The organism is Pedobacter indicus (genome assembly GCF_003449035.1).
Classification (GTDB): Bacteria; Bacteroidota; Bacteroidia; order Sphingobacteriales; family Sphingobacteriaceae; genus Albibacterium; species Albibacterium indicum.
This window is the reverse complement of the sequence record NZ_QRGB01000001.1, coordinates 2660921-2684431: the sequence shown is the minus strand read 5'-3', so window position 1 is coordinate 2684431 and position 23511 is coordinate 2660921. Positions and strand designations below refer to the sequence as shown.

The 23511-nt window shown below is 39.3% G+C and carries 18 protein-coding genes; 11 read left to right on the top strand and 7 right to left on the bottom strand.

Annotation, left to right across the window (positions count from 1 at the left end; translation table 11 throughout):
- Positions 1-87: 87 nt before the first annotated feature.
- Positions 88-2133 carry a M13 family metallopeptidase gene (locus D3P12_RS11880; protein ID WP_118195777.1) on the bottom strand — a complete coding sequence of 682 codons (2046 nt, stop codon included), beginning with the start codon at positions 2131-2133 and terminating at the stop codon, positions 88-90.
- A gap of 96 nt (positions 2134-2229) precedes the next feature.
- Between D3P12_RS11880 and D3P12_RS11875 the strand changes: the two genes are divergently transcribed.
- Positions 2230-4845 (top strand): valine--tRNA ligase, encoded by a 2616-nt coding sequence (locus tag D3P12_RS11875; protein WP_118195775.1) that lies wholly within the window; start codon positions 2230-2232, stop codon positions 4843-4845.
- Positions 4846-4856: 11 nt separating this feature from the next.
- On the top strand, positions 4857-5882 hold the full coding sequence (locus D3P12_RS11870; RefSeq protein ID WP_118195773.1) for a serine hydrolase domain-containing protein: 1026 nt from the start codon (positions 4857-4859) through the stop codon (positions 5880-5882).
- Positions 5883-5897: 15 nt separating this feature from the next.
- Here D3P12_RS11870 and lysS read toward each other — a convergent pair whose 3' ends face one another.
- Positions 5898-7616, bottom strand: a complete 1719-nt coding sequence (gene lysS / locus D3P12_RS11865; RefSeq protein WP_118195771.1) for a lysine--tRNA ligase — start codon at positions 7614-7616, stop codon at positions 5898-5900.
- Between the two features lie 178 nt (positions 7617-7794).
- On the opposite strand from lysS, the gene D3P12_RS11860 reads away from it, so the two are divergent.
- Positions 7795-8445, top strand: coding sequence for an RNA polymerase sigma factor (locus tag D3P12_RS11860; RefSeq protein ID WP_245977442.1), 651 nt, complete (start codon positions 7795-7797; stop codon positions 8443-8445).
- Positions 8446-8453: 8 nt separating this feature from the next.
- On the top strand, positions 8454-9785 hold the full coding sequence (locus D3P12_RS11855) for a porin family protein (protein WP_118195769.1): 1332 nt from the start codon (positions 8454-8456) through the stop codon (positions 9783-9785).
- A gap of 133 nt (positions 9786-9918) precedes the next feature.
- Here the strand turns inward: D3P12_RS11855 and D3P12_RS11850 are convergent, their stop codons facing one another.
- The gene (locus D3P12_RS11850) at positions 9919-11964 is read right to left on the bottom strand and encodes a prolyl oligopeptidase family serine peptidase (RefSeq protein WP_245977485.1); all 2046 of its coding nucleotides are present in this window, start codon (positions 11962-11964) and stop codon (positions 9919-9921) included.
- Positions 11965-12147: 183 nt separating this feature from the next.
- On the opposite strand from D3P12_RS11850, the gene D3P12_RS11845 reads away from it, so the two are divergent.
- Positions 12148-12912: a UDP-2,3-diacylglucosamine diphosphatase gene (locus D3P12_RS11845; protein ID WP_118195765.1), complete on the top strand. Its 765-nt coding sequence runs from the start codon at positions 12148-12150 to the stop codon at positions 12910-12912.
- Here the strand turns inward: D3P12_RS11845 and D3P12_RS11840 are convergent.
- On the bottom strand, positions 12909-13613 hold the full coding sequence (locus D3P12_RS11840) for a DUF4397 domain-containing protein (RefSeq protein WP_118195764.1): 705 nt from the start codon (positions 13611-13613) through the stop codon (positions 12909-12911). The two genes, D3P12_RS11845 and D3P12_RS11840, sit on opposite strands and share 4 nt — an antisense overlap.
- A gap of 167 nt (positions 13614-13780) precedes the next feature.
- Here D3P12_RS11840 and D3P12_RS11835 point away from each other — a divergent pair, with 167 nt between their 5' ends.
- The 4 genes from D3P12_RS11835 (at position 13781) to D3P12_RS11815 (ending at position 18374) form a co-directional block, all read left to right on the top strand.
- Complete coding sequence (locus D3P12_RS11835; RefSeq protein WP_118195762.1) at positions 13781-16399, top strand: FtsK/SpoIIIE family DNA translocase; 2619 nt, start codon at positions 13781-13783, stop codon at positions 16397-16399.
- 3 nt (positions 16400-16402) lie between these two features.
- Complete coding sequence (locus D3P12_RS11830) at positions 16403-17059, top strand: LolA family protein (protein ID WP_118195760.1); 657 nt, start codon at positions 16403-16405, stop codon at positions 17057-17059.
- 282 nt (positions 17060-17341) lie between these two features.
- Entirely contained in the window at positions 17342-18106 is a 765-nt protein-coding gene (locus D3P12_RS11820; protein WP_118195756.1) for an MBL fold metallo-hydrolase, read from the top strand.
- A 115-nt stretch (positions 18107-18221) separates the two neighbouring features.
- Positions 18222-18374, top strand: coding sequence for a lmo0937 family membrane protein (locus tag D3P12_RS11815; RefSeq protein WP_118195754.1), 153 nt, complete (start codon positions 18222-18224; stop codon positions 18372-18374).
- Between the two features lies 1 nt (position 18375).
- Here D3P12_RS11815 and D3P12_RS11810 read toward each other — a convergent pair whose 3' ends face one another.
- Both D3P12_RS11810 and queA read right to left on the bottom strand, forming a co-directional pair.
- Complete coding sequence (locus tag D3P12_RS11810; protein ID WP_118195752.1) at positions 18376-19065, bottom strand: 2-C-methyl-D-erythritol 4-phosphate cytidylyltransferase; 690 nt, start codon at positions 19063-19065, stop codon at positions 18376-18378.
- Between the two features lie 15 nt (positions 19066-19080).
- Entirely contained in the window at positions 19081-20130 is a 1050-nt protein-coding gene (gene queA, locus D3P12_RS11805; protein ID WP_118195750.1) for a tRNA preQ1(34) S-adenosylmethionine ribosyltransferase-isomerase QueA, read from the bottom strand.
- A 160-nt stretch (positions 20131-20290) separates the two neighbouring features.
- Here queA and D3P12_RS11800 point away from each other — a divergent pair, with 160 nt between their 5' ends.
- Positions 20291-21532: an ABC transporter permease gene (locus D3P12_RS11800; RefSeq protein WP_118195748.1), complete on the top strand. Its 1242-nt coding sequence runs from the start codon at positions 20291-20293 to the stop codon at positions 21530-21532.
- A gap of 380 nt (positions 21533-21912) precedes the next feature.
- A complete protein-coding gene (locus tag D3P12_RS15370; RefSeq protein WP_157970333.1) occupies positions 21913-22077 on the top strand; it encodes a hypothetical protein in 165 nt (54 codons plus the stop codon).
- Between the two features lie 128 nt (positions 22078-22205).
- On the opposite strand, the gene D3P12_RS11795 is transcribed toward D3P12_RS15370, so the two are convergent.
- Complete coding sequence (locus D3P12_RS11795) at positions 22206-23414, bottom strand: pyridoxal phosphate-dependent aminotransferase (RefSeq protein ID WP_245977441.1); 1209 nt, start codon at positions 23412-23414, stop codon at positions 22206-22208.
- Positions 23415-23511: the final 97 nt, after the last annotated feature.

The following is a 23511-nucleotide window of genomic DNA, read 5'->3' as shown; positions in this document are numbered from 1 at the left end:
TAGTCTTTACCGGAAGTTCCAGAAAAACGAAGCCAGCGCTTGTTGCAAACGCTGGCTTTTTCTTAATTTATAATAAGTTCAAAGTTATTACCAAATAGTAACACGGTTTTCCTTTGGTATATAAAGTTTGTCTCCTTCTTGAATATCAAATGCATCGTACCAGGCGTCCATATGAACCAATGGGCCAACGGTTCTGGCGTCTCCAGGTGAGTGAGGGTCAGTAAGGATTAACTGGGCAGCGGTTTCTGGCCGTACATTCATTCTCCACACTTGTGCCCAAGAAAGGAAGAAACGTTGATCAGGGGTTAAACCATCGATCAACTCATCCGATTGCCCTTGTGGAGTCTTTTTGAAAGCTGCGTAAGCGATTGCTAAACCACCTAGATCTGCAAGGTTTTCACCCAGAGTCAGTTTGCCGTTTACATGAATGGTATCCAATACTGTATAATTATTGTATTGTTCGACTACCTTGTCAGCTAATATTTTGAACTGTGCTGCATCTTCCTCTGTCCACCAATCTTTCAGATTTCCGTCTGCGGCGTACTGTCGCCCTGAATCGTCAAACCCATGCGTCATTTCATGACCGATTACGGCACCGATACCTCCATAGTTGATCGCATCATCCGCTTCGAAAGCGAAGAAAGGGAACTGTAGTATTCCGGCTGGGAAGGCTATTTCATTATTTACAGGACTATAGTATGCGTTCACCGTAGGAGGTGTCATTCCCCAGCGTGTGCGGTCGACTGGCTTTCCAAATTGACTAACCATATCGTCATAGCCCCATTGCATAGCTCTTTTGACATTTCCGTAGAAATCATCGGCCGCGAGTTCCAGCCCATCGTAGGTTTTCCATTTTTCGGTATAACCGATCTTTGGCGTAAAGGCATTCAGCTTCTCCAGCGCGCGTTCTTTCGTTTCGCTGCTCATCCATGTGAGGCCTTCAATACGTTCACCGAAGGTTTCTGACATGTTATTTACCAGTTCATCCATTCTGGCCTTTGCTTCTGGCGTGAAGTATTTAGCCACATAAAGCTGGCCTAGTAAGTCGCCGATGTTACGGTCGATCAGATTGAAGCTTCGTTGCCAGCGCGGCGTGATTACTTTTTGTCCGGTTAACGCCTGGGTAAACACAAAGTTGGCATCGACAAAGTCTTCACTTAATAAACTTGCTGCATTTTTGAGAATATTCCATTTTAGATAAACCTTTAGATCTTCGATGGGGGTAGCAGCTATCAGCTTGGCTTCGTCTTGGAAAAATTGAGGATTATTAACCAGGACACTGTCTGCACCTTCAACTTTAAAAGCAGGAAGGATTTTTTCCCAATTAAAAGGTTGTGTGGTTCCAGTAAGCTCCTTTAATGAAAACTTATTGTAAGTTGCCTGAGGGTCGCGCATCTCGACCCGACTTTTTTGAGCTGTCGCCAATGCTTTTTCAAAATCCCAGATGGTATTGAAGTTGTCTGCCGCTTCTTGATCAGTAGAACCTGTTAACACGAATAGACGTTGCACGTAAGTTTTATAAGCACTTTTAATGTCGTTGTTACGTGAATTTTCTACCAAGTAGTAATCTCGATCGGGGAGTGTTGTGCCCCCTTGACCCAATTGAGGCATATTCTTTTCAACGTTTTTTCTGTCCTGACCTACGTAAAAGCTGTGGAATGGACTGCCGAGTGCATGGGTACGTTGATAAATGCTTTCTTCGATTACGCCGTCAATGTTATTGATGCCGTCAATGCGTTGTAAATCATCTTCAATTACGGATGCTCCAACTTCTTCTATTTTCACACTGTCCATCGCGCTGGTATAAAAGGTGCCCACTCGCTGTTCGATACTTCCTTCATCGGCATTGGCGGTGGCAGCCTCTTCTAGCAGACCTTTAACTGCTTGAGCATTAAACTCCCTTAGTTCATTGAAACTTCCCCAGCGGGTTTCTTTGTCGGGTATTGGGTTGTTCTTCATCCAAATACCATTCGCGTAATGGAAAAAATCATCGCCGGGATTAACGGTGGTGTCCATATTCGCAGGGTCAATGAATTTGTCGGGTACGTTAGATGCTACGTTGGATTCGGGTTGTGAGCACGATTGAGCAGCAACCAATGCCATCCCGCAGATAAGAATTGATGGGTACTTCATAGATATATTATTTGATTTGTTTATTGGGTGCGCAATCTACGAAGTTAATAAACAAAATGCTATTTTTGCCTTTCATTCATTCGAATATTCTAGAACATGAGTTTAGCAAAAACGTATAATCCAAACGATACAGAAGATAAATGGTATAGCTACTGGCTTGAAAAAAAGTTTTTCCGTTCAACCCCCGACGAGCGTGAGCCTTACACGATTGTGATGCCGCCGCCGAATGTAACCGGCGTGCTGCACATGGGACATATGCTCAACAATACCATTCAGGATGTTTTGATCAGACGAGCTAGAATGCAAGGGAAGAATGCTTGCTGGGTGCCGGGTACTGATCATGCTTCGATTGCTACGGAAGCCAAAGTCGTTGCTATGCTTAAAGAGCGGGGTATTGACAAAAAATCAATTGGTCGTGAAGAGTTTTTATCATATGCTTGGGAGTGGAAGGAAAAGTACGGTGGAATTATTTTAGACCAACTTCAGAAACTGGGAGCGTCAGCGGATTGGGATCGGACACGCTTTACAATGGATCCGGATTTAAGCGACTCGGTGATTGACACGTTTATTCATTTTTACCGCAAGGGGTATATTTATCGCGGCGTGCGTATGGTGAATTGGGATCCGGTAGGGAGGACTGCCTTGTCTGATGAGGAAGTGATTCGGAAGGAAGTTGACCAGCGCCTTTTCTATTTACGATACAAGATCGTTGACTCTGATGAATACTTGGTTATTGCTACCACCAGACCGGAGACGATTATGGCAGATTCCGCGGTTTGTATAAACCCCAATGATCCGCGGTACCAGCATTTGAAAGGTAGAAAGATCAGAATCCCGTTGATTGATCGTGATATCCCGATCATTGAAGATGAGTATGTTGAAATGGACTTCGGTACAGGTTGTTTAAAAGTAACTCCGGCGCATGATTTAAACGACTTTGAACTTGGACAAAGACACAATTTGGAAATCATTGATATTTTGAACGATGATGGTACTTTGAATGAAAAGGCTCAAATATTGGTCGGAGAGGATCGCTTTGTGGCTAGAAAAAATATTATCAAGCTGTTGGAGGATAATGACAGTGTAGAGAAGATTGAAAACTATAAATCACAAGTTGGTTTTTCTGAGCGGACCGACGCGGTTATCGAACCAAAATTATCTATGCAGTGGTTTCTGAAGATGGAAGATCTTGCCAAACCCGCATTGGATTATGTGTTAAACGGTGAAGTGAAATTCATACCCGATAAGTTTATCAATACCTATCGGCATTGGATGGAAAATGTGAAAGATTGGTGTATTAGCCGTCAGCTATGGTGGGGACAACGGATCCCTGCTTGGTTTAATGAAAATAACGAATGGGTAGTTGCCAAAACCAGGGAGGAAGCTGTCGTAGAATTTGAGAAAGAGAATAAGTCGACACAAGATCTGACTCAGGAAGAAGATGTATTGGACACGTGGTTCTCTTCGGCGCTTTGGCCAATGTCCGTATTCGATGGACTGAAGAATCCAGATAGTGAAGATATAAAATATTACTACCCAACGAGTGACCTGGTTACGGCACCAGAGATTTTGTTTTTCTGGGTAGCCAGAATGATTATTTTTGGTCATGAATACAAAAAAGAGGTTCCTTTTAAAAACGTATATCTTACGGGAATTGTACGTGATAAATTAGGACGCAAGATGTCCAAGTCCTTAGGAAACTCTCCAGACCCCTTGGAGTTGATGAAGCAGTATGGGACTGATGGTGTCCGGGTAGGGATGTTGTTGTCTTCACCGGCGGGTAACGACCTCATGTTTGATGTAGCCTATTGCGAACAGGGCAGGAATTTTGCTAACAAGATTTGGAATGCTTTCCGTTTGGTGAAAAATTGGGAGGTGAAAGATGAAAAAGCTTCAGATGCAGATTTGAGAGTAATAGAATGGTTTGAAAATCGTTTTGATGAGGCATTGGTCGAGATTGAAAGTCATTTTGACAATTATCGTTTATCAGATGCGTTGATGTCGATCTATAAATTGGTGTGGGATGATTTCTGCTCATGGTATTTGGAGTGGGTAAAGCCGCCTTATCAGGAAGCAATATCGAAAGAAACACATGATCGGACTAAGGAATTATTCGAGCGTATTTTAGCATTAATTCATCCATTTATGCCATTTATAAGCGAAGAGTTATGGCATGATGAAATGTTTGGTACGCGTGAAGAGTTGGATTGTTGTATCGTTGCTGAATATCCTACTTCTAAATCTTTTAATAAAGATATTATTATAGAATTTGAACAGCTTCGATCTGTGATATCGGAGATCAGGAATATCAGAAATACGAAGCAAATTTCCCCGAAAGAACCTTTGGCTTTATACTTTAAAAGCGGTAATGCTTTGAATTCACCGTTGATAAAGGTATTGATGACCAAACTTGCTAATATCAGTGAATTTAAGAGCGTCGATGATACGCCAGATAAGTCGGTAGCGTTTATGGTAGGCCGGAATGAGTTTTACTTATCAATTGGTCAGAACCTTGACATAGAGGCAGAGAAAGAACGCATTCAGAAAGAAATCAACTATTTAAATGGCTTTTTGAAATCCGTGGACGCTAAACTGTCAAATGATCGCTTTGTTAACAATGCGAAACCGGAAATTGTTCAGAATGAGCGAAACAAGAAGGCTGATGCTGAGTCGAAGATTGCGACACTGAAAGAAACGCTAGCTTCTTTATAAACTTGGTAAATATGGAGTCAGCTGCACCGGGATATGCATTATGTGTTATAAAAGATGGTCAGATAATTGATCAATTATACAAAGGTGTAGCTGATGTCACCGAAAATAACCCTATTCAATCGGACACGGTTTTTCGAATGGCCTCTGTTAGTAAACAGTTTACGGCAATGGTTATTCTGATGTTTGTCGAAAAAGGACTCTTGAGCCTTGATGATCGTCTAAGTGACTTTTTTGATAATTGTAGTTTGGCGTACAGGGAAATAACATTGAAGCATTTATTGACACATAGTTCAGGTATATGGGACTATGAACCCCTGATTCCTGAAAATCACGTAGAACAAGTAAGCGATCATGATGCTTGGAGACTGGCGAATGCCAAAGGTGAAACTTACTTTAAACCTGGAGAACAGTTTAAATATAGTAACACTGCTTTTTGTATTTTAACTTTGATAGCCGAACACGTCGGTGAAAAACCGTATCAGGATCTCATAAGAGAAATGCTTTTTGTTCCTCTTGGGATGCGAAGGTCCTTGATATATGATGAAGGAAAGGAAATAGAAAAGCGAGCACTGGGTTATGCTGTGAGAAATGGAGAGTTTGTATTAAATGACCAGAGCATCACTTCAGCCACCAAAGGTGATGGTTGTGTTTATACATCTATCGAAGATTATCAGCGTTGGCATCACGCTCTTTATCACCACGCTTTTCTTTCGAAGAGCTTGTTCAAAGAATCTATCTCAGCGCAAATTGAAGTAAACAATGGTATCGGCTACGGCTACGGATGGTTTGTTGGAAAAGAAGCAGATGGAACTGATTGTTTCTTCCATTCTGGAGAAACATCGGGCTTTATGAATATTGTGTATCATAACCTAGATAGGAAGCTTATGGTAGCCGTATTTACTAATCGAAATGATGATTTGGTGAGTGAGGTTTTCGAGGAAGCAGCAAAAAAACAAGCCATTCAAATAGCGTTTAAAGAACTCGTTCCTTCCGAGACGACACTATTTGAATGGCTTTCTATGCAATATATGGGTTAAAGTGAGTTTGCTTTTTTATTTAAACCATTGCATCACTTCATCCTTTGTTGGCATAGCGATATCCAATTTCATTTTCTTACGCATTCCTCCTAGGTCGTTGAATACCTTATTAGGGTTAGCTTCTTTAATAGCTTCGATGCTGGTCAATCCCATTTTCTGTAAAACGGGAACCCAATCAATAGGAATACCAGCTTTTTCATAATCTGCTACCGATGCCACTTTAACAATTTTTTCAGGTCGCATTTGAGGAAAGAATAGAACATCTTGAATACTAACCTGGTTGGTCATGAGCATGGCAAGTCGGTCAATTCCGATTCCGACACCTGCTGTAGGGGGCATGCCGTATTCGAGAGCCCTTAGGAAATCGTAATCGATAAACATAGCCTCGTCATCACCCCGTTCCATTAATTTAACTTGGTCTTCAAAACGCTCCAACTGATCAATAGGATCATTCAATTCTGAGTATGCGTTGGCTAATTCCTTGCCATTGATTATAAGTTCAAAACGTTCAACCAGCCCTTCTTTGCTTCTATGTTTTTTTGTAAGAGGACTCATTTCAATCGGGTAATCGATAATGAAGGTAGGTTGAATGTAATGCATTTCGCACTTTTCCCCGAAGATCTCGTCAATTAACTTCCCTTTACCCATACTCTCATCAATCTCTATATTCAATTGTTTGCAGACATCGCGTAGACCGTCCTCGTCTAATCCACTGACATCGATATTGGTATGTTCTTTAATAGCATCATAGATGGAAATACGCTTGTAAGGTGCTGCAAAGTTGATTTCCTTGTCACCAACCTGAAGCGTAGTTTTTTCATTTGTCGCTAAAGCAACTTTTTCAAAAAGTTGCTCAGTCGTTTCCATCATCCACTCATAATCTTTGTAAGCGACGTAAAACTCCAGTACGGTAAACTCAGGATTATGAGTTCTGTCCATTCCTTCGTTCCTGAAGTTTCGACTAAACTCGTATACCCAGTCGAAGCCACCGACGATAAGTCTTTTTAAGTAAAGTTCATTCGCGATTCGTAGATATAGAGGTATATCCAGTGCATTGTGGTGAGTAATAAAAGGCTTTGCTGCCGCTCCACCCGGAATACTTTGGAGTACAGGAGTGTCAACCTCAAGGGCTCCTCTTTCGTTTAAAAAGTCTCGAATCGCTGTTTTAACAGTAGAAACTTTAACAAAAGTATCTTTGACTTGAGGGTTTACAACCAAATCTACATAGCGCTGGCGATAGCGGAACTCCGGATCGGTCACCGCGTCGAATGTTTTTCCGTCAACCGACTTTACAACAGGTAAAGGCTTTAAGGATTTCGAGAGAATTTTTATCTCTTTAGCATGAACCGAAATTGTCCCTGTCTGTGTAATAAATGCGAAACCTTTGATACCAACGATATCACCAATATCTAGGAGTTTTTTAAATACCGTATTATAGAGGGTCTTGTCTTCATCTGGACAAATGTCATCACGCTTGATGTAAACCTGGATACGCCCTGTTGAATCTTGCAGCTCAATAAAAGAAGCACTGCCCATAATGCGGCGGCTCATAATTCGACCTGCAATACTAACCGATTGAAATCCATCTGGGTCTGCTTCATAGCCTTCTAGTATAGTCTTGGCATAGGAGGTAATTTCGTATGACTCTGCCGGGTATGGGTCGATGCCTAAATTAAGTAAGGATGTTAACGCCTCACGACGTAATATTTCTTGTTCAGAAAGTAGAGTACTCATGTGAAATTTAATTTACGCAAAAATACATATTTTAATGAGAATCTTGAGGTTCTGGTGTAGCGGATAAAGTTTTAATCCGTTCTTATTTTGAGTACAAGCGAAAGAAGTATGAATAGAAATTTAGTATAAACAGGTTTGTAATTAAAAAATATGGCGTTTTGGTTAATAAATCCGATTTTTGCTAATCATTGAAGTTTTGAACGGCATACCAGTTACATTAGTGAATCAGTCGATCGGCAATTCTAGGAGTCAACATGAACCCAATCTGCAATGGGCTGTGCATGCTTGTGCGGTTAAAAATGATGAGCTCGCTAAGGAATTTATCTATAAAAAAATGTATGGTTATGTTACTGTCGTTGTTTCACGTTACATTAAGAGTACACATGATGCCGAAGAACTGGTAAATGAAACATTTATTAAAGCATTTAAAGCCATTCATAAGTTTTCGTATTCAGAAAAGAATGAAGAAAAAATGGAGAATTTTTTTTATGGCTGGCTAGGTCGAATAGCTGCAAATTTGTCAATTGATCATTTGCGCTCGAAGCGACAATTTCATGCGGGAGATGATACTGTTGAAGATCAGTTATTAATGGTACCTGTCTCTCCATCAACCGAGTTGGAAGTTGCCGATATCATGTCCTTGCTTGATAAGCTACCTAGTATTCAACGTGCGATCTTCAATTTATATGAATTAGAGGGGTATTCACATGAAGAGATTGCCAAGAAACTAAATATTCCCGAGAGTACGTCGAGAACTTACCTTACTCGTGGGAAACAAAAATTAAGGAAATTATATAAACAGTTAATGTTTGATGAGAAAAAGAAATAATTGGGGAAATGAAGCCTGATAAAAATACGGATATTACTGAACGGATGATAGAGATGCTCCGCAAACATTCAGTTCCTTATAAAGAAGGAGCTTGGGAGCGTTTTAAAGAGTATGAAGCTGGTCAGAAAAAAAAGGTTATTATATGGCCGTACTTATCTGGCGCTGCGGCTGTTCTTTTGCTGGGTATCGTTTTGTTCCTAAGGCAAAATGACCGGGATATATTGCCTGCGCAGCGGACTGCTTTAACCGAAAGGTCTATAGAAGACGAGATGCTTGCTGCTCCTAATAATGAAGAGATTGAGTTAGATGCTGAAGAACCGAAAATAAACGGCAGTAGGCGAGCTGATCACGTGGATAATATCATACATCGAGACCGGACAGTAGCCAATACGGGAAACTTTGACAGTAGAGTCTCGCTTATTGCTACAGATTCTCTTAGCCGTTTTGAGAAAAATACAGACATCCTAGTGGGTGACAAAGAAAGTCAATATGCGATTAATGGTATATCTAAAGATGGAAATGAAGGACCCGTAGATAATCATTCGGCTATTGATGACCAAGCCAACCAGCAAGTTGGAATTCAAGACGACAATGTAGAGAATACTCAATCTAAGACGACATATGATCGGGAGAATGGATATCAGCATGGAGATTGGGCATTTGCAGATAACAGTGAAAGTTCTCTTGACTTGAATAAAAGCTTCAACAGATGGAACTTTAGTATTGAAGTGGCACCAAATATCAATGAATATCAACAAATTAATTTTGGTGGAGGGGTGGCGATAGCTTATAATATTAATGATAAGTTATCGATAAGCTCCGGCATCTCATATGTGCAGTTAGACGCGCAAAGAGGGCCTAATCAGGTAGATATTCCAGCTGAGTTTTCAAAAGCTAGTTTAAATAGTTATAATTATAACAAATCCTTGAATACGATTAATACGACGCTAGTTGGCTTGGATATTCCGGTTAACTTAAAAGTTAATTTAGGAACTCAAGTCTATGCTAGCGCAGGGGTGTCAGTTTTCAGCGTTCTAAGTGAATCACGATATAATATTTTCGAAGAGAAGATTGCGCGAGTGGCAAGTCTCTCCGCTGACGGTAAAGCTAGTCCGGAACCAGCTATTCAGACCGTTTATTCACAAGAAACCAGTCCAAACACACCTTACGAAGGAAAGAATTTTACCGGATTTTTCAATCTTTCGGTTGGTTATAAGCTTCCGGCCTTGAAAAATTTCAATCTTTCTGTAGAGCCTTACATTAAAGTGCCTGTCGGGTCACTTACTGACCAAGACATGAATTTAGGTAATGGGGGGCTAAAAATTGTGACTGGTTTTTGATTGGATATTCAACCTTTCTTTAATCTGCTACAAAAGTAAAAGATCTGCCACAAAAGTAAAGGCCTCTAAGCGAGTAATCATCGCTTAGAGGCCTTTTACTTACAATAACGGGTGGCGCTTGATCCCTAGTGTGTTATTTTGTATAAGGAGCACCCATATTTTGAAACATGAACGCCCATTTATCAGCCGCTTCTTGAATAATTTTATCGGTCGGCTTGCCAGCTCCGTGACCTGCATTTGTTTCAATACGAATAAGGACAGGATTGTCTCCTGTATGATATTCTTGTAAACGAGCAGCAAACTTAAAAGAATGAGCAGGAACCACACGGTCGTCATGGTCTGCAGTTGTTACCATTGTTGCTGGATAGCTAGTGCCCTCTTTTAAAGCATGATAAGGAGAGTATTTATATAAATACTCGAACATCTCTTTTGAGTCATCTGATGTTCCATAGTCGAAGGCCCAACCTGCACCTGCTGTGAATTTATGATAACGTAGCATGTCTAATACCCCTACTGCAGGTAGCGCTACTTTGAACAGTTCAGGGCGTTGAGTCATTGCGGCGCCTACCAAGAGCCCTCCGTTTGATCCACCTGCAATTCCTAGTTTTTCCGAAGATGTATATTTATTGTCTATCAGGTATTCGGCAGCTGCAATGAAATCATCAAAAACATTTTGTTTTTGAGTCTTCGTACCAGCGGTATGCCATTTCTCTCCGTACTCGCCGCCGCCTCTTAAGTTAGCAACCGCGTAAATACCACCTTGTTCTAGCAAGATAATATTAGAAGTGCTGAAAGAAGGGGTGAGGCTGATATTAAAACCTCCGTAACCATAAAGCAAGGTTGGGTTATTTCCATCAAGCTGAATTCCTTTTTTGTATGTGATGATCATTGGAACTTTAGTTCCATCTTTTGATTCGTAAAACACTTGTTCCGATGTGTATAATGATGGGTCGAATTGAACACCTGCTTTTTTATACTCTTCAGAATTTCCAGATGCGATGTCGTATTTAAAAATCGTAGGAGGGTAGATATATGAAGTAAAGCTATAATAAAGTTCGGTATCTTGGCTTTTTGCCGAAAAGCCAGATGCGGTACCAACTGATGGTAATTCGATTGTTCTCTCCAACTCTCCTTCGTAGTTATATTGCTGTACGAGTGAAGTTGCATCCTTCAAGTAATTAGCGAAAAGTTTTCCTCCCCCGGTTCCGATATTCAAAACATTCTCTGTCTCCGGAATCAGGTCAATCCAGTTATCTGGACTAAGATTATTAATATCCGTTGTTACAACACGATAGTTCGGTGCGTCTAGATTAGTATAGATAAATAATTTATCACCTTCATTGTCAATAATGCTGTAGTCTTTCTCAAAATTATCGACGATGTTAACAATGGGCGAGTTTTGCTTTAGATCTTGAATATAGAGCTCATTTCCACTGGTTGTGTTAGCTGCCGAAATTACTAAAAAACGCTCATCCTCGGTAAGATAGGCACCGATATAGCGTCTTTTTGTTTTTTCTCCACCGAAGATTAGTTCATCTTCAGACTGTGATGTTCCTAATTTATGATAATAAAGTTTGTGATATTCAGTAATACCAGATAGTGCACTTCCTTCGTCCGGTTTATCATAGCTGCTGTAGTAAAAACCATCATTTCCTTTCCACGCTAATCCTGTAAATTTGAGATCTATAAGCGTATCGCCAATAATTTTATTTTCTTTAGCATCAAGGACCACAACCTTTCTCCAGTCGGATCCCCCTTCAGATATTTGATAAGCTGCTAGGCTTCCATCTTTCGAAAAAGAAATACCAGCAAGAGAAGTGGTTCCGTCGTCTGAAAATTTGTTGGGATCCAGGAATACCTCCGGCTCTTCATCTCCTTTTTGGCGATATAGCACATATTGATTTTGTAAACCGTCGTTTTTATAGAAATAGGTAAATTCTCCTTCTTTAAATGGTGCAGAGAATTTCTCATAATTCCAAAGTTCAGTCAAGCGATCTTTTATAGCATCGCGAAACGGAATTTGTGATAGGTAGTTTTCCGTTACTTTGTTTTCCTCTATAACCCAAGCTTTCGTGTCGTCTGCCATATCATCTTCTAACCACCGATAAGGATCAACGACGGCTGTGCCGAAATAGTTGTCGGTTACTTCTACTTTTTTAGTTTCTGGATAAGGTAGCATACTAATACTGTCGATTGGTTCAATAATAGTTTGTTCTTGTGAGTTGCTGCTGCAGGCGACGAACAAGGCAGCGCAACTTAGAATTCCTAGATATGTTTTCATATGTAAAATTTGGCGTTGTACAAAACTAAATGAATATATTGAATAACAAAAAAACCGCTACTTTTTGTATGTTTGTTTCCCATGACTAAAGGGAAAAAACTTTACTTTGCTTCAGACTTTCATCTGGGAGTTCCAAACTACGATTCCAGCTTGGAACGTGAAAAGCGGGTCATTGATTGGTTAGAGATGGTTCGGCAAGATGCAAGCGAAATCTTTCTGATGGGTGATGTTTTCGACTTTTGGTTCGAGTATAAACATGTTGTTCCGAAAGGCTTTGTTAGATTTCTAGGCAAGTTGGCTGAATTAACTGATGAAGGAATTAAAGTTACGCTATTTAAAGGTAATCACGATATGTGGATGTTTGATTACCTTGAAAAGGAAATTGGAGTAACTATTGTATCGGATGAATTGATCATAGAACGGTCTGGTAAACGTTTCTACTTACATCATGGAGATGGTTTGGGACCGGGAGATAAAAAATATAAACTGTTAAAAAAGGTATTTCGGAGTAAAACCTGTCAGTGGCTGTTTTCTTGGATACACCCATCTATTGGCATCGCGATAGCTAAATATTGGTCTAAGAACAGTCGACTTGCCAATAACCAAAAGGAGGTGTTTATAAGTGAAGAAAAAGAATGGTTGGTCCAGTTTTCAAAAAATATGCTAAAGACTGAACACTTCGACTATTTCATTTTCGGACACCGTCATTTGCCTCTCGCTATCCAGTTAGAAGATGGAAGTCAATACCTTAATCTTGGTGAATGGATAAACTACAACAGTTTTGCTGTATTTGATGGCATTACACTATCTTTAGAATATTGGAAGGCCACAGCCAGAGAGAGTTAGTCAACGTTATGTGTAATGATACTCACACCGAACTTTTGCCCATCCTCTTCAGTATCGATCAGTCCTTTTGTCCAGACTGTATAAATTTCTCCCTCTTTGAATGTTAGTTCCTCATTAAATATCAATTCATCACTACCGTACGATTTAACAACGATATTGTAGGTTCCCGGCGTTACCTGTTGAAAGCCTGTATGCTCTTTGAACTTTTTATTGCTGGCCAGCGTACTGTCTGCACTGATATTAAAATCGAGTGCTGGGGCATCTGGACTTAGGTGTACAAAACGGACAGTTGCATTTTCACCAGGACTAGTAAGGTCATCTTCCAAAATTAGTGAGGATAATTCATCCTTCTTCCCGGCGATAAAAACACTATAGTATTTTCCGTTAGTTAACTTTAGCTCAAATTCATATAAAGGGCGGTTGAAGGAACCTTGTTCATAGACTCTTGCAAAGCGATTTCCTGAATAAGCAACAAAATAAGGGATATAGTTGTCACCATAGGTAAACCGCTCTACTCGTTGATTATCAATGACGAACTCTAAACCTGGAGAGTCTGGAGAAGCATGAATCACACTAACCGCAGATACAATGGAAGAACTATCTGTGCCATCGTTATCAAGGCACGAACTCAGTAGTGTCCCCGCAGCAATTGTGAATAAGGCAAGTGTTAGTTTTATTTTGTTATTTAAGAATGTTTGCATGAAGTTTGTAATCTGTATAAAGTATTATTTTTTATGATTATATAGTGATAACGACAAATCGGAAACTGATGCTACAATACGAATCAAAAAATGTGTCTACAGAGCGGCTGTTATCCAAAAATCATCAAAATTTCCGTAAGTTTGTCAAAAAGCATAAAACCGAATAAATGCCTATAAGAGGAAATCAATTCAGGTCTAACACATCGAAAGGTGATAAGATAAGGACAAATCGTGCCAAAACTAGTGCCACTTCAAGGAGGGTCGGACATTCAGAACAAATACCAAAATTTAAGTTTGGAGGTACTAAGGTAGCGAAAGTGTTGGGACTCTTTTTATTATTGTTGTCAATCTACTTTTTGGTCGCTTTTGTTTCGTATCTTTTTACGTGGCAGGAAGATCAGAGCTACGTTGTTTCCTCGAATGGTGGTTGGTCAAATCTTTTTAAAACTCAAGAGGAGCTGATTGATCAAGGGATCGAAAATCCAGTTGTCGAGAATTGGCTTGGTAAGTTTGGAGCACTCTTGTCCCATCAATTTATCTATAAATGGTTTGGGATAGCATCATTTATTTTCCTGTTCATATTCTTTGTCATCGGACACCGTTTACTTTTTCGTGTACGGATTTTTTCGATGATGAAATCACTTGCTTATTCATTTTTCTTTCTAATATTTCTTTCTGTTACTTTAGGCTACGTCCATGGTTTCATGAATACCTATCCTCATTTTTTAGAAGGTGAATTCGGTTTTTGGACCAATCGTATTTTGCAAGCCCAATTAGGTAATGCAGGGGTTGCCGGCCTATTGATTTTCGTATTCCTGACCTTTTTAGTTGTCAGCTTCAATATAGATTTTAAGTTACCTGAAAAAGAAAAGAAAATCAAAGTTCCAATTAATGATCAGACTGATGAAAGTGAAGGGTCAGTTGTTAGTCCAGACAGGAAAGAAGATGTCGATTTAAGAGCACGACAAACTGTTGGTCGAGATGGCAATCGCCCGACAATTAATTCGGTATATGCTAATAAACAGAAGAACGAGGAGGGGGTGAAAACAGAGTTGGCAACTTCAAATAGCATAGAAGAAACTGTTGGTCATCAGAGCGAGCCGGAAATTGTTGCCGCTCACGATTTGGAGTTAAACCCAAAAGTTCCTGGTACAGATACCACGAGACAAAATTCAAAAAAAGAAAGCGACTCAGAAATTCCTGGTTTAGCGGTCGAAGATGTTGTCGAGGAAAAACAGGCTGATTCAAATATCCTTGTTGAGAAGCACGGTCAGTATGATCCTCAACTAGATCTATCTAATTACAAGTTTCCACATCTGGATTTACTTAGGGATTATGGTGGAGGTAAAATAATAGTAAATAATGAAGAGCTAGAAGCTAATAAAGATAGGATTGTAGAGACTCTCGCAAACTACAATATAGAGATTGATAAAATTAAGGCGACTATCGGCCCTACTGTTACACTATATGAAATTGTTCCCAAAGCCGGTGTTCGGATATCTAAAATAAAAAATCTGGAGGACGATATAGCTTTAAGCCTGGCGGCTTTAGGTATTCGTATTATTGCACCAATGCCGGGAAAAGGCACGATTGGTATTGAAGTGCCAAATAGCAATCCCGAAATGGTTTCGATGCGCTCTGTATTAGCAACTGAGAAATTTCAGCATACGGATATGGATTTGCCGATCGCCTTTGGGAAAACGATTACCAACGAGGTCTTTATCGCTGACTTAGCCAAAATGCCGCACTTGTTGGTGGCTGGTGCTACGGGACAAGGTAAGTCTGTTGGGATTAACGCGATTATCACATCTCTACTTTTTAAGAGACATCCTGCTGAATTAAAATTTGTACTGGTAGATCCGAAGAAAGTTGAACTATCTTTATTCAATACCATTGAACGCCATTTCCTAGCAAAACTACCTGATGAGGAAGATGCAATCATCACGGATACCAAAAAGGTAATCAATACCTTGAACTCTTTATGCATCGAGATGGACTTACGTTATGATTTGCTTAAAGGCGCCGGCGTAAGAAACCTAAAAGAATACAACAATAAATTTATCAACAGACGGTTAAATCCGGAAGAAGGACATCGCTTTTTGCCGTTTATCGTATTAATTGTCGATGAATTTGCCGATCTCATGATGACAGCTGGCAAGGAAGTTGAAACCCCAATTGCCCGTTTGGCCCAATTAGCTCGTGCAGTGGGAATTCATTTGGTGATAGCAACGCAACGCCCTTCGGTAAATATTATAACGGGAACGATAAAAGCCAACTTCCCTGCACGACTTGCATTTCGAGTGTTGTCGAGAATAGATTCACGGACAATTCTTGATACTGGGGGCGCAGATCAGTTAATCGGACGGGGAGATATGTTGTTAGCTACAGGAAGTGATCTAACACGTATTCAGTGTGCGTTTGTTGACACTCCTGAGGTTGAAGCGATTTCCGAGTATATCGGTGGTCAGCGAGGTTATTCTTCAGCATTCTTACTTCCTGAATATGTAGATGAAAGTAGCAAAGGGTCATCTGCGGCATTTGATGATGAAGAACGTGATGCACTTTTTGAAGACGCAGCTAGGCTGATTGTTATGCATCAGCAGGGTTCAACTTCCTTAATACAAAGAAAACTCAAGTTAGGTTATAATCGCGCAGGCCGGATCATTGATCAACTAGAGCAAGCCGGTATTGTTGGTCAGTTTGAAGGAAGTAAAGCCCGGGAAGTTTTGTATCCTGACGAAAATTCATTGGAACAGTATTTGGAGACGTTAAGAAAAAATGATTAACGAATGAATACTAATTTCAAGACATACACAACTACTTTTATCCTTTTATTTATAAGTCTGGTTGCCTTTGCACAGAATAGTGCGCAGTCTATTTTAGATCAGGTGAGTAAAAAATACTCTTCTTATAATACAATTAAAGCTGATTTCCAATTAGTTGGTGCCAATCACACTCAAGGCACTGCAGAATATAATGAAAAGGGTAGGGTATATCTAGAACCGGGCTCAAAAAAATACAAAATTGAAGCGGGTGAACAAGCTTTCATTAGTGACGGTAAAACTCAATGGGCAATCATGAAAGATATCGGGGAAGTTCAGATAACTAATGTAGATCCAAATGATCAATCAGTTTCTCCAAGCAATATCTTTGAGTTTTATAACAACGGCTATCGGGTAGACGATAAAGGCAGCGAAACTGTAAATGGGCAATCGTTGTTTGTGATTGATTTAATGCCTATTGATAAGACTCAAAACGTAACTAAGATTCGTATGCGCATCAACAAAACAACAAACTTTATTTATGACGCTACGATATCTGATAAGAATGGTAACGAATACACTTACAAATTGTCGAATATAGAGACCAACCGAAAATTTTCGTCGGGTATTTTTTCGTTTTATAAACACAATTACCCTAACTTGGAGATCGTAGATTTGAGATGATTTGCTGAAAACTATGCTATCCTATACCACCAATACACTACAAAAACTTGAAGACCTGCTTCGAATAAAAAACTATAAAATTCGTTATGAAAAAGGGAACTTTGAATCGGGCACTTGTACTCTTTTAAAAAATAAAATATTGGTCATAAATAAGTTTTCTGATATAGAAATGAAAATAAACTCGGTTGCAGAGGTTGTTGCTGGTCTTGATTTTTCTGAAATCACTCTTAACGATAAACAAAAGAAGTTTTTATATTTGGTTAAACAAACAAAATTAGATCTGTGACCATAACCTTTTTAGGAACAGGCACATCTCAAGGTGTTCCTGTCATAGCTTGTAACTGCCATGTTTGTTCATCCTCGGATAATAAAGACAAGCGTTTACGATCTTCTATTTTGGTCGAATATGAATCGTTAAACGTTGTAATTGATACTGGTCCCGATTTCCGATATCAAATGTTGCGTGAAAATGTCCAGCGTTTAGATGCCGTATTGTTCACTCACGAACATAAAGATCACATTGCTGGACTAGATGATATCCGTGCTTTTAACTATAAGCAGCAAAGTTCTCTCCCAATTTACGCAACAGGACGGGTGATCGATGCTTTAAAAAGAGAGTTTCATTACGTTTTCTCCGATCAGAAATATCCAGGAATCCCACAGGTTCATCTTCATGAAATAAACTCCCAACCATTTACTATCGGTGGGAAACTAGCGATTATACCCATCGAAGTTATGCACTTTAAGTTGCCGGTTTTAGGTTATCGGTTTGGAGACTTCACATACATTACAGATGCTAAGACAGTGCCTGATGAAGAGTTTGAAAAGATAAAAGGCACTAAGATACTTGTTATAAATGCTTTGCAACGAGAAAAACACATCTCTCATTTCACGTTGCAAGAAGCAATTGAATTCGCCGAACGCGTAGGAGCCGAGCATACTTTCCTTACCCATATTAGTCATCGTTTAGGCAGGTATACTGAAGTTTCAAAGGAGTTGCCGGATGGGATTAAGCTTGCGTACGATGGGTTAAAGCTTTCCTTATAGGCCAGTTTGCGATAAAATTTTTTCTTTTGTTAAAACAATCCATGGGTATTTTTCCTTTACTATTTATAAGATATAATATAAAAAGAAATCAATTTAAAAATTTAAAAAGAGAGTTATGGGAAACTTATTGTACATCATCGCCGTCATTTTAGTAATTATCTGGGCGGTTAGTTTTTTTGGAGGATATGCCTCTGGTGGAATTATTCATATCCTTTTGGTGATAGCTATTATTGCAATTCTGTTGAGGATTATCCGTGGAGCGGCTTAAGCTAATCTGCCATCCACAATTCGGCAATAGCTAGGTCGATGGGGTAAGTTATTTTAATATTCCGGATATCGCCATCAATCAAATAGATGGGATATCCGGATTTTTCCATAACGGATGCATCGTCTGTAAGATCAGTACTATATGGTATTTGATAAGCCTTCTTAAGCATAGATCCGTAAAAAGTCTGAGGTGTCTGAACCAACCGAACTCGTTTTCGCTCTATCGCTTTATTCTGAACTTCACCACTAATTATCCGAACTGAGTCTTTGCTCTCAATAGTGGGCACAACTGCTTTTTTCTGAATCACCTCCTCAAATGATGAGTTAATTAGTTTTTTACTTACTAGTGGTCTGACACCATCATGGATAGAGATCAGAACATTGTCTAACTCTTCCTCATTTTCAAAGACAAACTCCAAACCTTTTTTTACCGAATGGAATCTTGTTTCACCTCCACTAATTAGACTATGTGGAACATCGAATCGATGTTTTAAGCATAGCGATGTCCACATTTCCCTATAGGTGTCGTTTTGGACTAATACGATACGTATATCATCTTGATCAAATGCACGAATGCTATGCATTAGAATCGGAAGCTTCCCAACTTCAAGGAATTGTTTTGGGACCGAGTTGTTCATTCTGCTGCCAACTCCGCCACTAACGATAATCACATATTTCTTGAAGTCTGACATTCAAGAGTGTCTAAATTAGATGATCAACATCGAATCACCGTAACTATAAAATTTGTATTTTTCTTTTACAGCTACTTCATAGGCGTTCATAACGTTTTCATATCCTCCGAACGCACATATCATCATCAATAAGGTTGATTCTGGCGTGTGGAAGTTAGTAATCATACTGTTAGCGATACTGAAATCGTAAGGAGGGAATATAAACTTGCTAGTCCAATTGCTTGCTGGCTTTAAATGATGACTTGCAGATACAGATGATTCAATCGCCCGCATACTCGTCGTTCCTACCGCGCAAACCTTTCGTTTGTTATCAATCGCTTCATTGACAATATTGGCATCGCGCTCGGCAATGAAGAATTGTTCAGAGTCCATTTTATGTTTAGTTAAATCTTCCACCTCTACCTGTCTAAATGTCCCAAGCCCAATATGCAACGTGATTTCCGAAAATTCAACCCCTTTAAGCTCCAATCTCTTCATTAATTCACGGCTGAAGTGCAGACCCGCTGTAGGCGCTGCTACGGCACCTTCATGCTTAGCATATATGGTTTGGTAGCGAAACTTATCTTCAGGCTCTGGTTTTCTGTTAATATACTTAGGTAAAGGGGTCTCACCTAAAACTTCAATATTTTTTCTGAATTCTTCGTCAGTACCGTCAAAAAGAAAGCGGATTGTACGTCCTCTCGAAGTTGTGTTGTCGACAACTTCAGCAACTAACAAATCATCCTCACCAAAGTATAATTTATTGCCTACACGTATTTTTCGTGCTGGATCTACTAGTACATCCCAAAGCCTTAATTCTTTGTTTAACTCACGAAGCAAAAATACCTCAATAGTAGCACCCGTTTTTTCTTTGTTTCCATAAAGCCGCGCGGGAAATACTTTTGTATTGTTAAAGATCATGACGTCCTTTTCATCGAAATAATCGATCACATCCTTAAATATTTTATGTTCAATCTTGCCAGTATCTTTATGTAAAACCATTAAGCGAGCTTCGTCCCGGTTCTCTGAAGGGTGTAGGGCTACCAAAGATTGAGGTAAATTAAATTTGAATTGAGATAATTTCATAGATAGTATGTTATGATAGGATTCTTTTGCAAATAAATCAGCGCGCAAATATACGTTTTTTTAATGGCAAATGCTATTAATTACTTGGCGTATTAGATATAGGTGTTTAAATTTAAATTATTGCTGTAACTTCTTAATCATTTAAACGTCATACTCCTATATGTTGTTTTTAAAATTATTAGGTGAGAGTTTCGGTTTCGCGTTTTCTGCTCTAAAGGGAAACAAGACACGTACTTTGCTTTCGTTGCTTGGGATTACGATCGGAATTATGACTATCATAGGAGTTTTTTCGGCGGTAGATACCCTTCGCTCAAATTTGGAAAGCAGCATTGAAAAGCTTGGAAGTAAAACTCTTTACATATCTAAATGGCCTTGGGATGGAGGTCCCGATTTTCCTTGGTGGAAGTACGTAAACCGTCCAGAGCCTACCATTGACGATTTTGAAAAATTGCAAGAAAGGCTTACCCTTGCTGACGGTATATGCTACGAAGTCACCGTTTCGAATCGCACTGTTAAATTTAGAAGCAATAATGTAGAAGGAGCGGCTGTTTCCGGAGTTTCATTTGATTTCTATAAAATGAGAAATCTTGAATTTTCGTCCGGTCGATATTTTACGAATGCTGAATCAGATAACGGAACCCCCATTGCGATGATAGGATCAACCATTGCAGAGGGTCTTTTCCCAAGTATGGATCCTATTGGAAAGCAAATTACAGTTTTGGGTCGAAAGGTAAATGTCATCGGTGTATTTAAATCCGAAGGCGAAGGCATGCTCCTGGATGTTTCTTTGGACAATGTAGTTGTTATGCCTTTGAACTTTATGAAAAACTTAGTACATGTAGAGAACCATAATCCAAATATTGTAGTAAATGCAGCAGCAGCATATCCGTTGGAAGAAACTGAGAGTGAGTTAAGAGGAATTATGCGGTCTATCCATAGGCTCAGCCCGAAACAGGAGGATGATTTTTCTTTGAATAAAACAACTATTATTACAGCACAGCTGGATCAATTATTTACAGTAATTAATGGCGCTGGACTTTTCATTGGCATTTTTTCAATTCTTGTCGGTGGCTTTGGAATAGCGAATATTATGTTCGTATCCGTTAAAGAGCGGACTCCATTGATTGGAATACAAAAATCACTTGGTGCTAAGAACTTTTTTATTCTTTCTCAATTTTTGATAGAAGCAGTCTTGCTCTGTATATTGGGTGGTGTGATAGGTCTTGGAATCGTTTATTTTCTTGCTTTTCTAGTTAAACTTGGTTTAGGTGTGGGGATTGTCGTTGATTTCGGAAAAGTTTTGTTGACTTTGGTGCTGTCGACAATGATCGGGCTGATTGCTGGAATTATACCCGCAGTTATGGCATCACGTTTGGATCCGGTAGAAGCAATTAGAAGTTAAACAGAAAAGCTGCATACTTAACAACTACTCTTAAGCTAATTCTATACTTTTCTTTTTCAGTATATCTGACCGGTACATCGATTTAATTTTTGGAACAAAAATTAACCAATAATAAAATCTCCTCGTCTTATTATACTCTTATTTTAAATAAACAGTAGAAAAACCGTCCTTAAACAGTGGTCAAACAGTCCTTTTGCCACAGGTTAACCACAGTTAGAGGACTGTTTAAGGACTGCTTGACCACTGTTCTTCTCGAACAAGTTAATAATATTTCTTTAAGGTTGTTTTACCCTATTGTAGCTATACACATTTATTAATAAATGTTGATTTAATTATACATGGCAAACGGTTAATCTGAATTTTACTTCTTTCGTTTACTGATGGTACTTTCCCTTGATTCGAATGCACAGTATAATCATATGGCATATCAAGAGAAAATAGAATATGAGACCGTTTCCGGACCAGGAATTACCGGACGGACCTCAACAGAAAACGCTTATATCACTTGGTGGGTGGGGAAGGGGTGCAGAACCACGGAAGAATGAATATCATGGGCTATGAACGCCGTCGAGCCAATGGCATTCGTAGCCTATGATATACGTTGTGGCCTTGTACTGCCCATGATATCAGTAAAAACCAGGTAGGAAAAGATTATAGATTTAAGAGGTCTATTTTATTTTAATTTCGCCAATGCCTCTTTTATTCTTTTCAAAGCTTCTATCAAATTCTCTTCTGACGCTGCATATGAAAACCGTATACAATCATTATTTCCGAACGAGTCTCCGCCGACAGTTGCCACATGACCTACATTCAATAGGTAAAGGGCTAAATCGCCAGAATTATTGATTACCTCACCATCTTCAGTATGTTTTCCGAAGAATGAGCTGATGTCAGGGAAGAAGTAAAATGCTCCTTCTGGGAGGTTGGTTTTTACTCCTGGAATATCTTTTAATAGATTATAGACAATATCTCTTCTTTTCAAAAACTGATCACGCATAGCAATTACACTTTCTAACCCACCTTCATAAGCTGCTAACGCGGCCCGCTGCGTAATTGAGCATGTTCCAGATGTTATTTGCCCTTGCAATTTGTCAGTTGCTGCAGCGATAGTTGGGTGAGCCGCTAAATAACCGATACGCCAGCCAGTCATCGCATACGCTTTTGAAAAACCATTTACCAAAATTACGCGATCTTTAATCGAATCAAATTGAGCTATAGATTCATGTTTTCCGCTAAAGTTAATATGCTCGTAAATCTCGTCTGCCAGGATGTAAATACCAGGATGCTTTTCGAAAACCTTTGCTAAAGACTCTAATTCATCGCGACTGTATAAGCTTCCCGTAGGGTTACAAGGCGATGAAAACATAAATAATTTTGTTTTGGGGGTAATGGCAGCTTCAAGTTCTTCGGCAGTTATCTTGAAATTACTCTCAATTGAAGTATTGATAAAAACAGATTCCCCATCTGCAAGCTTAACCATTTCTGAATACGAAACCCAATAAGGAGTTGGTATGATAACCTCATCTCCCGGGTTAACAAGACACATAATCGCATTTGCCAGTGCTTGTTTAGCTCCGGTAGAAACAACAATCTGTGAAGCGTCATAATCCAGGTTGTTTTCAGTTTTTAACTTTTTGACAATTGCATCTCTTAGTTCGGGGTAGCCTGAAACCGGAGTGTAATATGTGTAATTTTCGTCCATCGCCCGTTTTGCCGCGTCTTTAATATGTTCGGGCGTTGGAAAGTCAGGTTCACCAAAACTAAGACTGATTACATTAACTCCTTTTGCTTTTAACTCCCGACCCAATTTAGCCATTTTGATGGTAGCCGATTCCGATAAGTTATTGATTTTGTCCGATAAAGCTATTGTACTGCTATTCATTTTATATGGTTGATTATGAAGTAGCGAATTTACCTTTTAATATTTAAATATTTAAGTAATAAGCTTATAAAAATGCGAATACCGTAGTAATCAAACA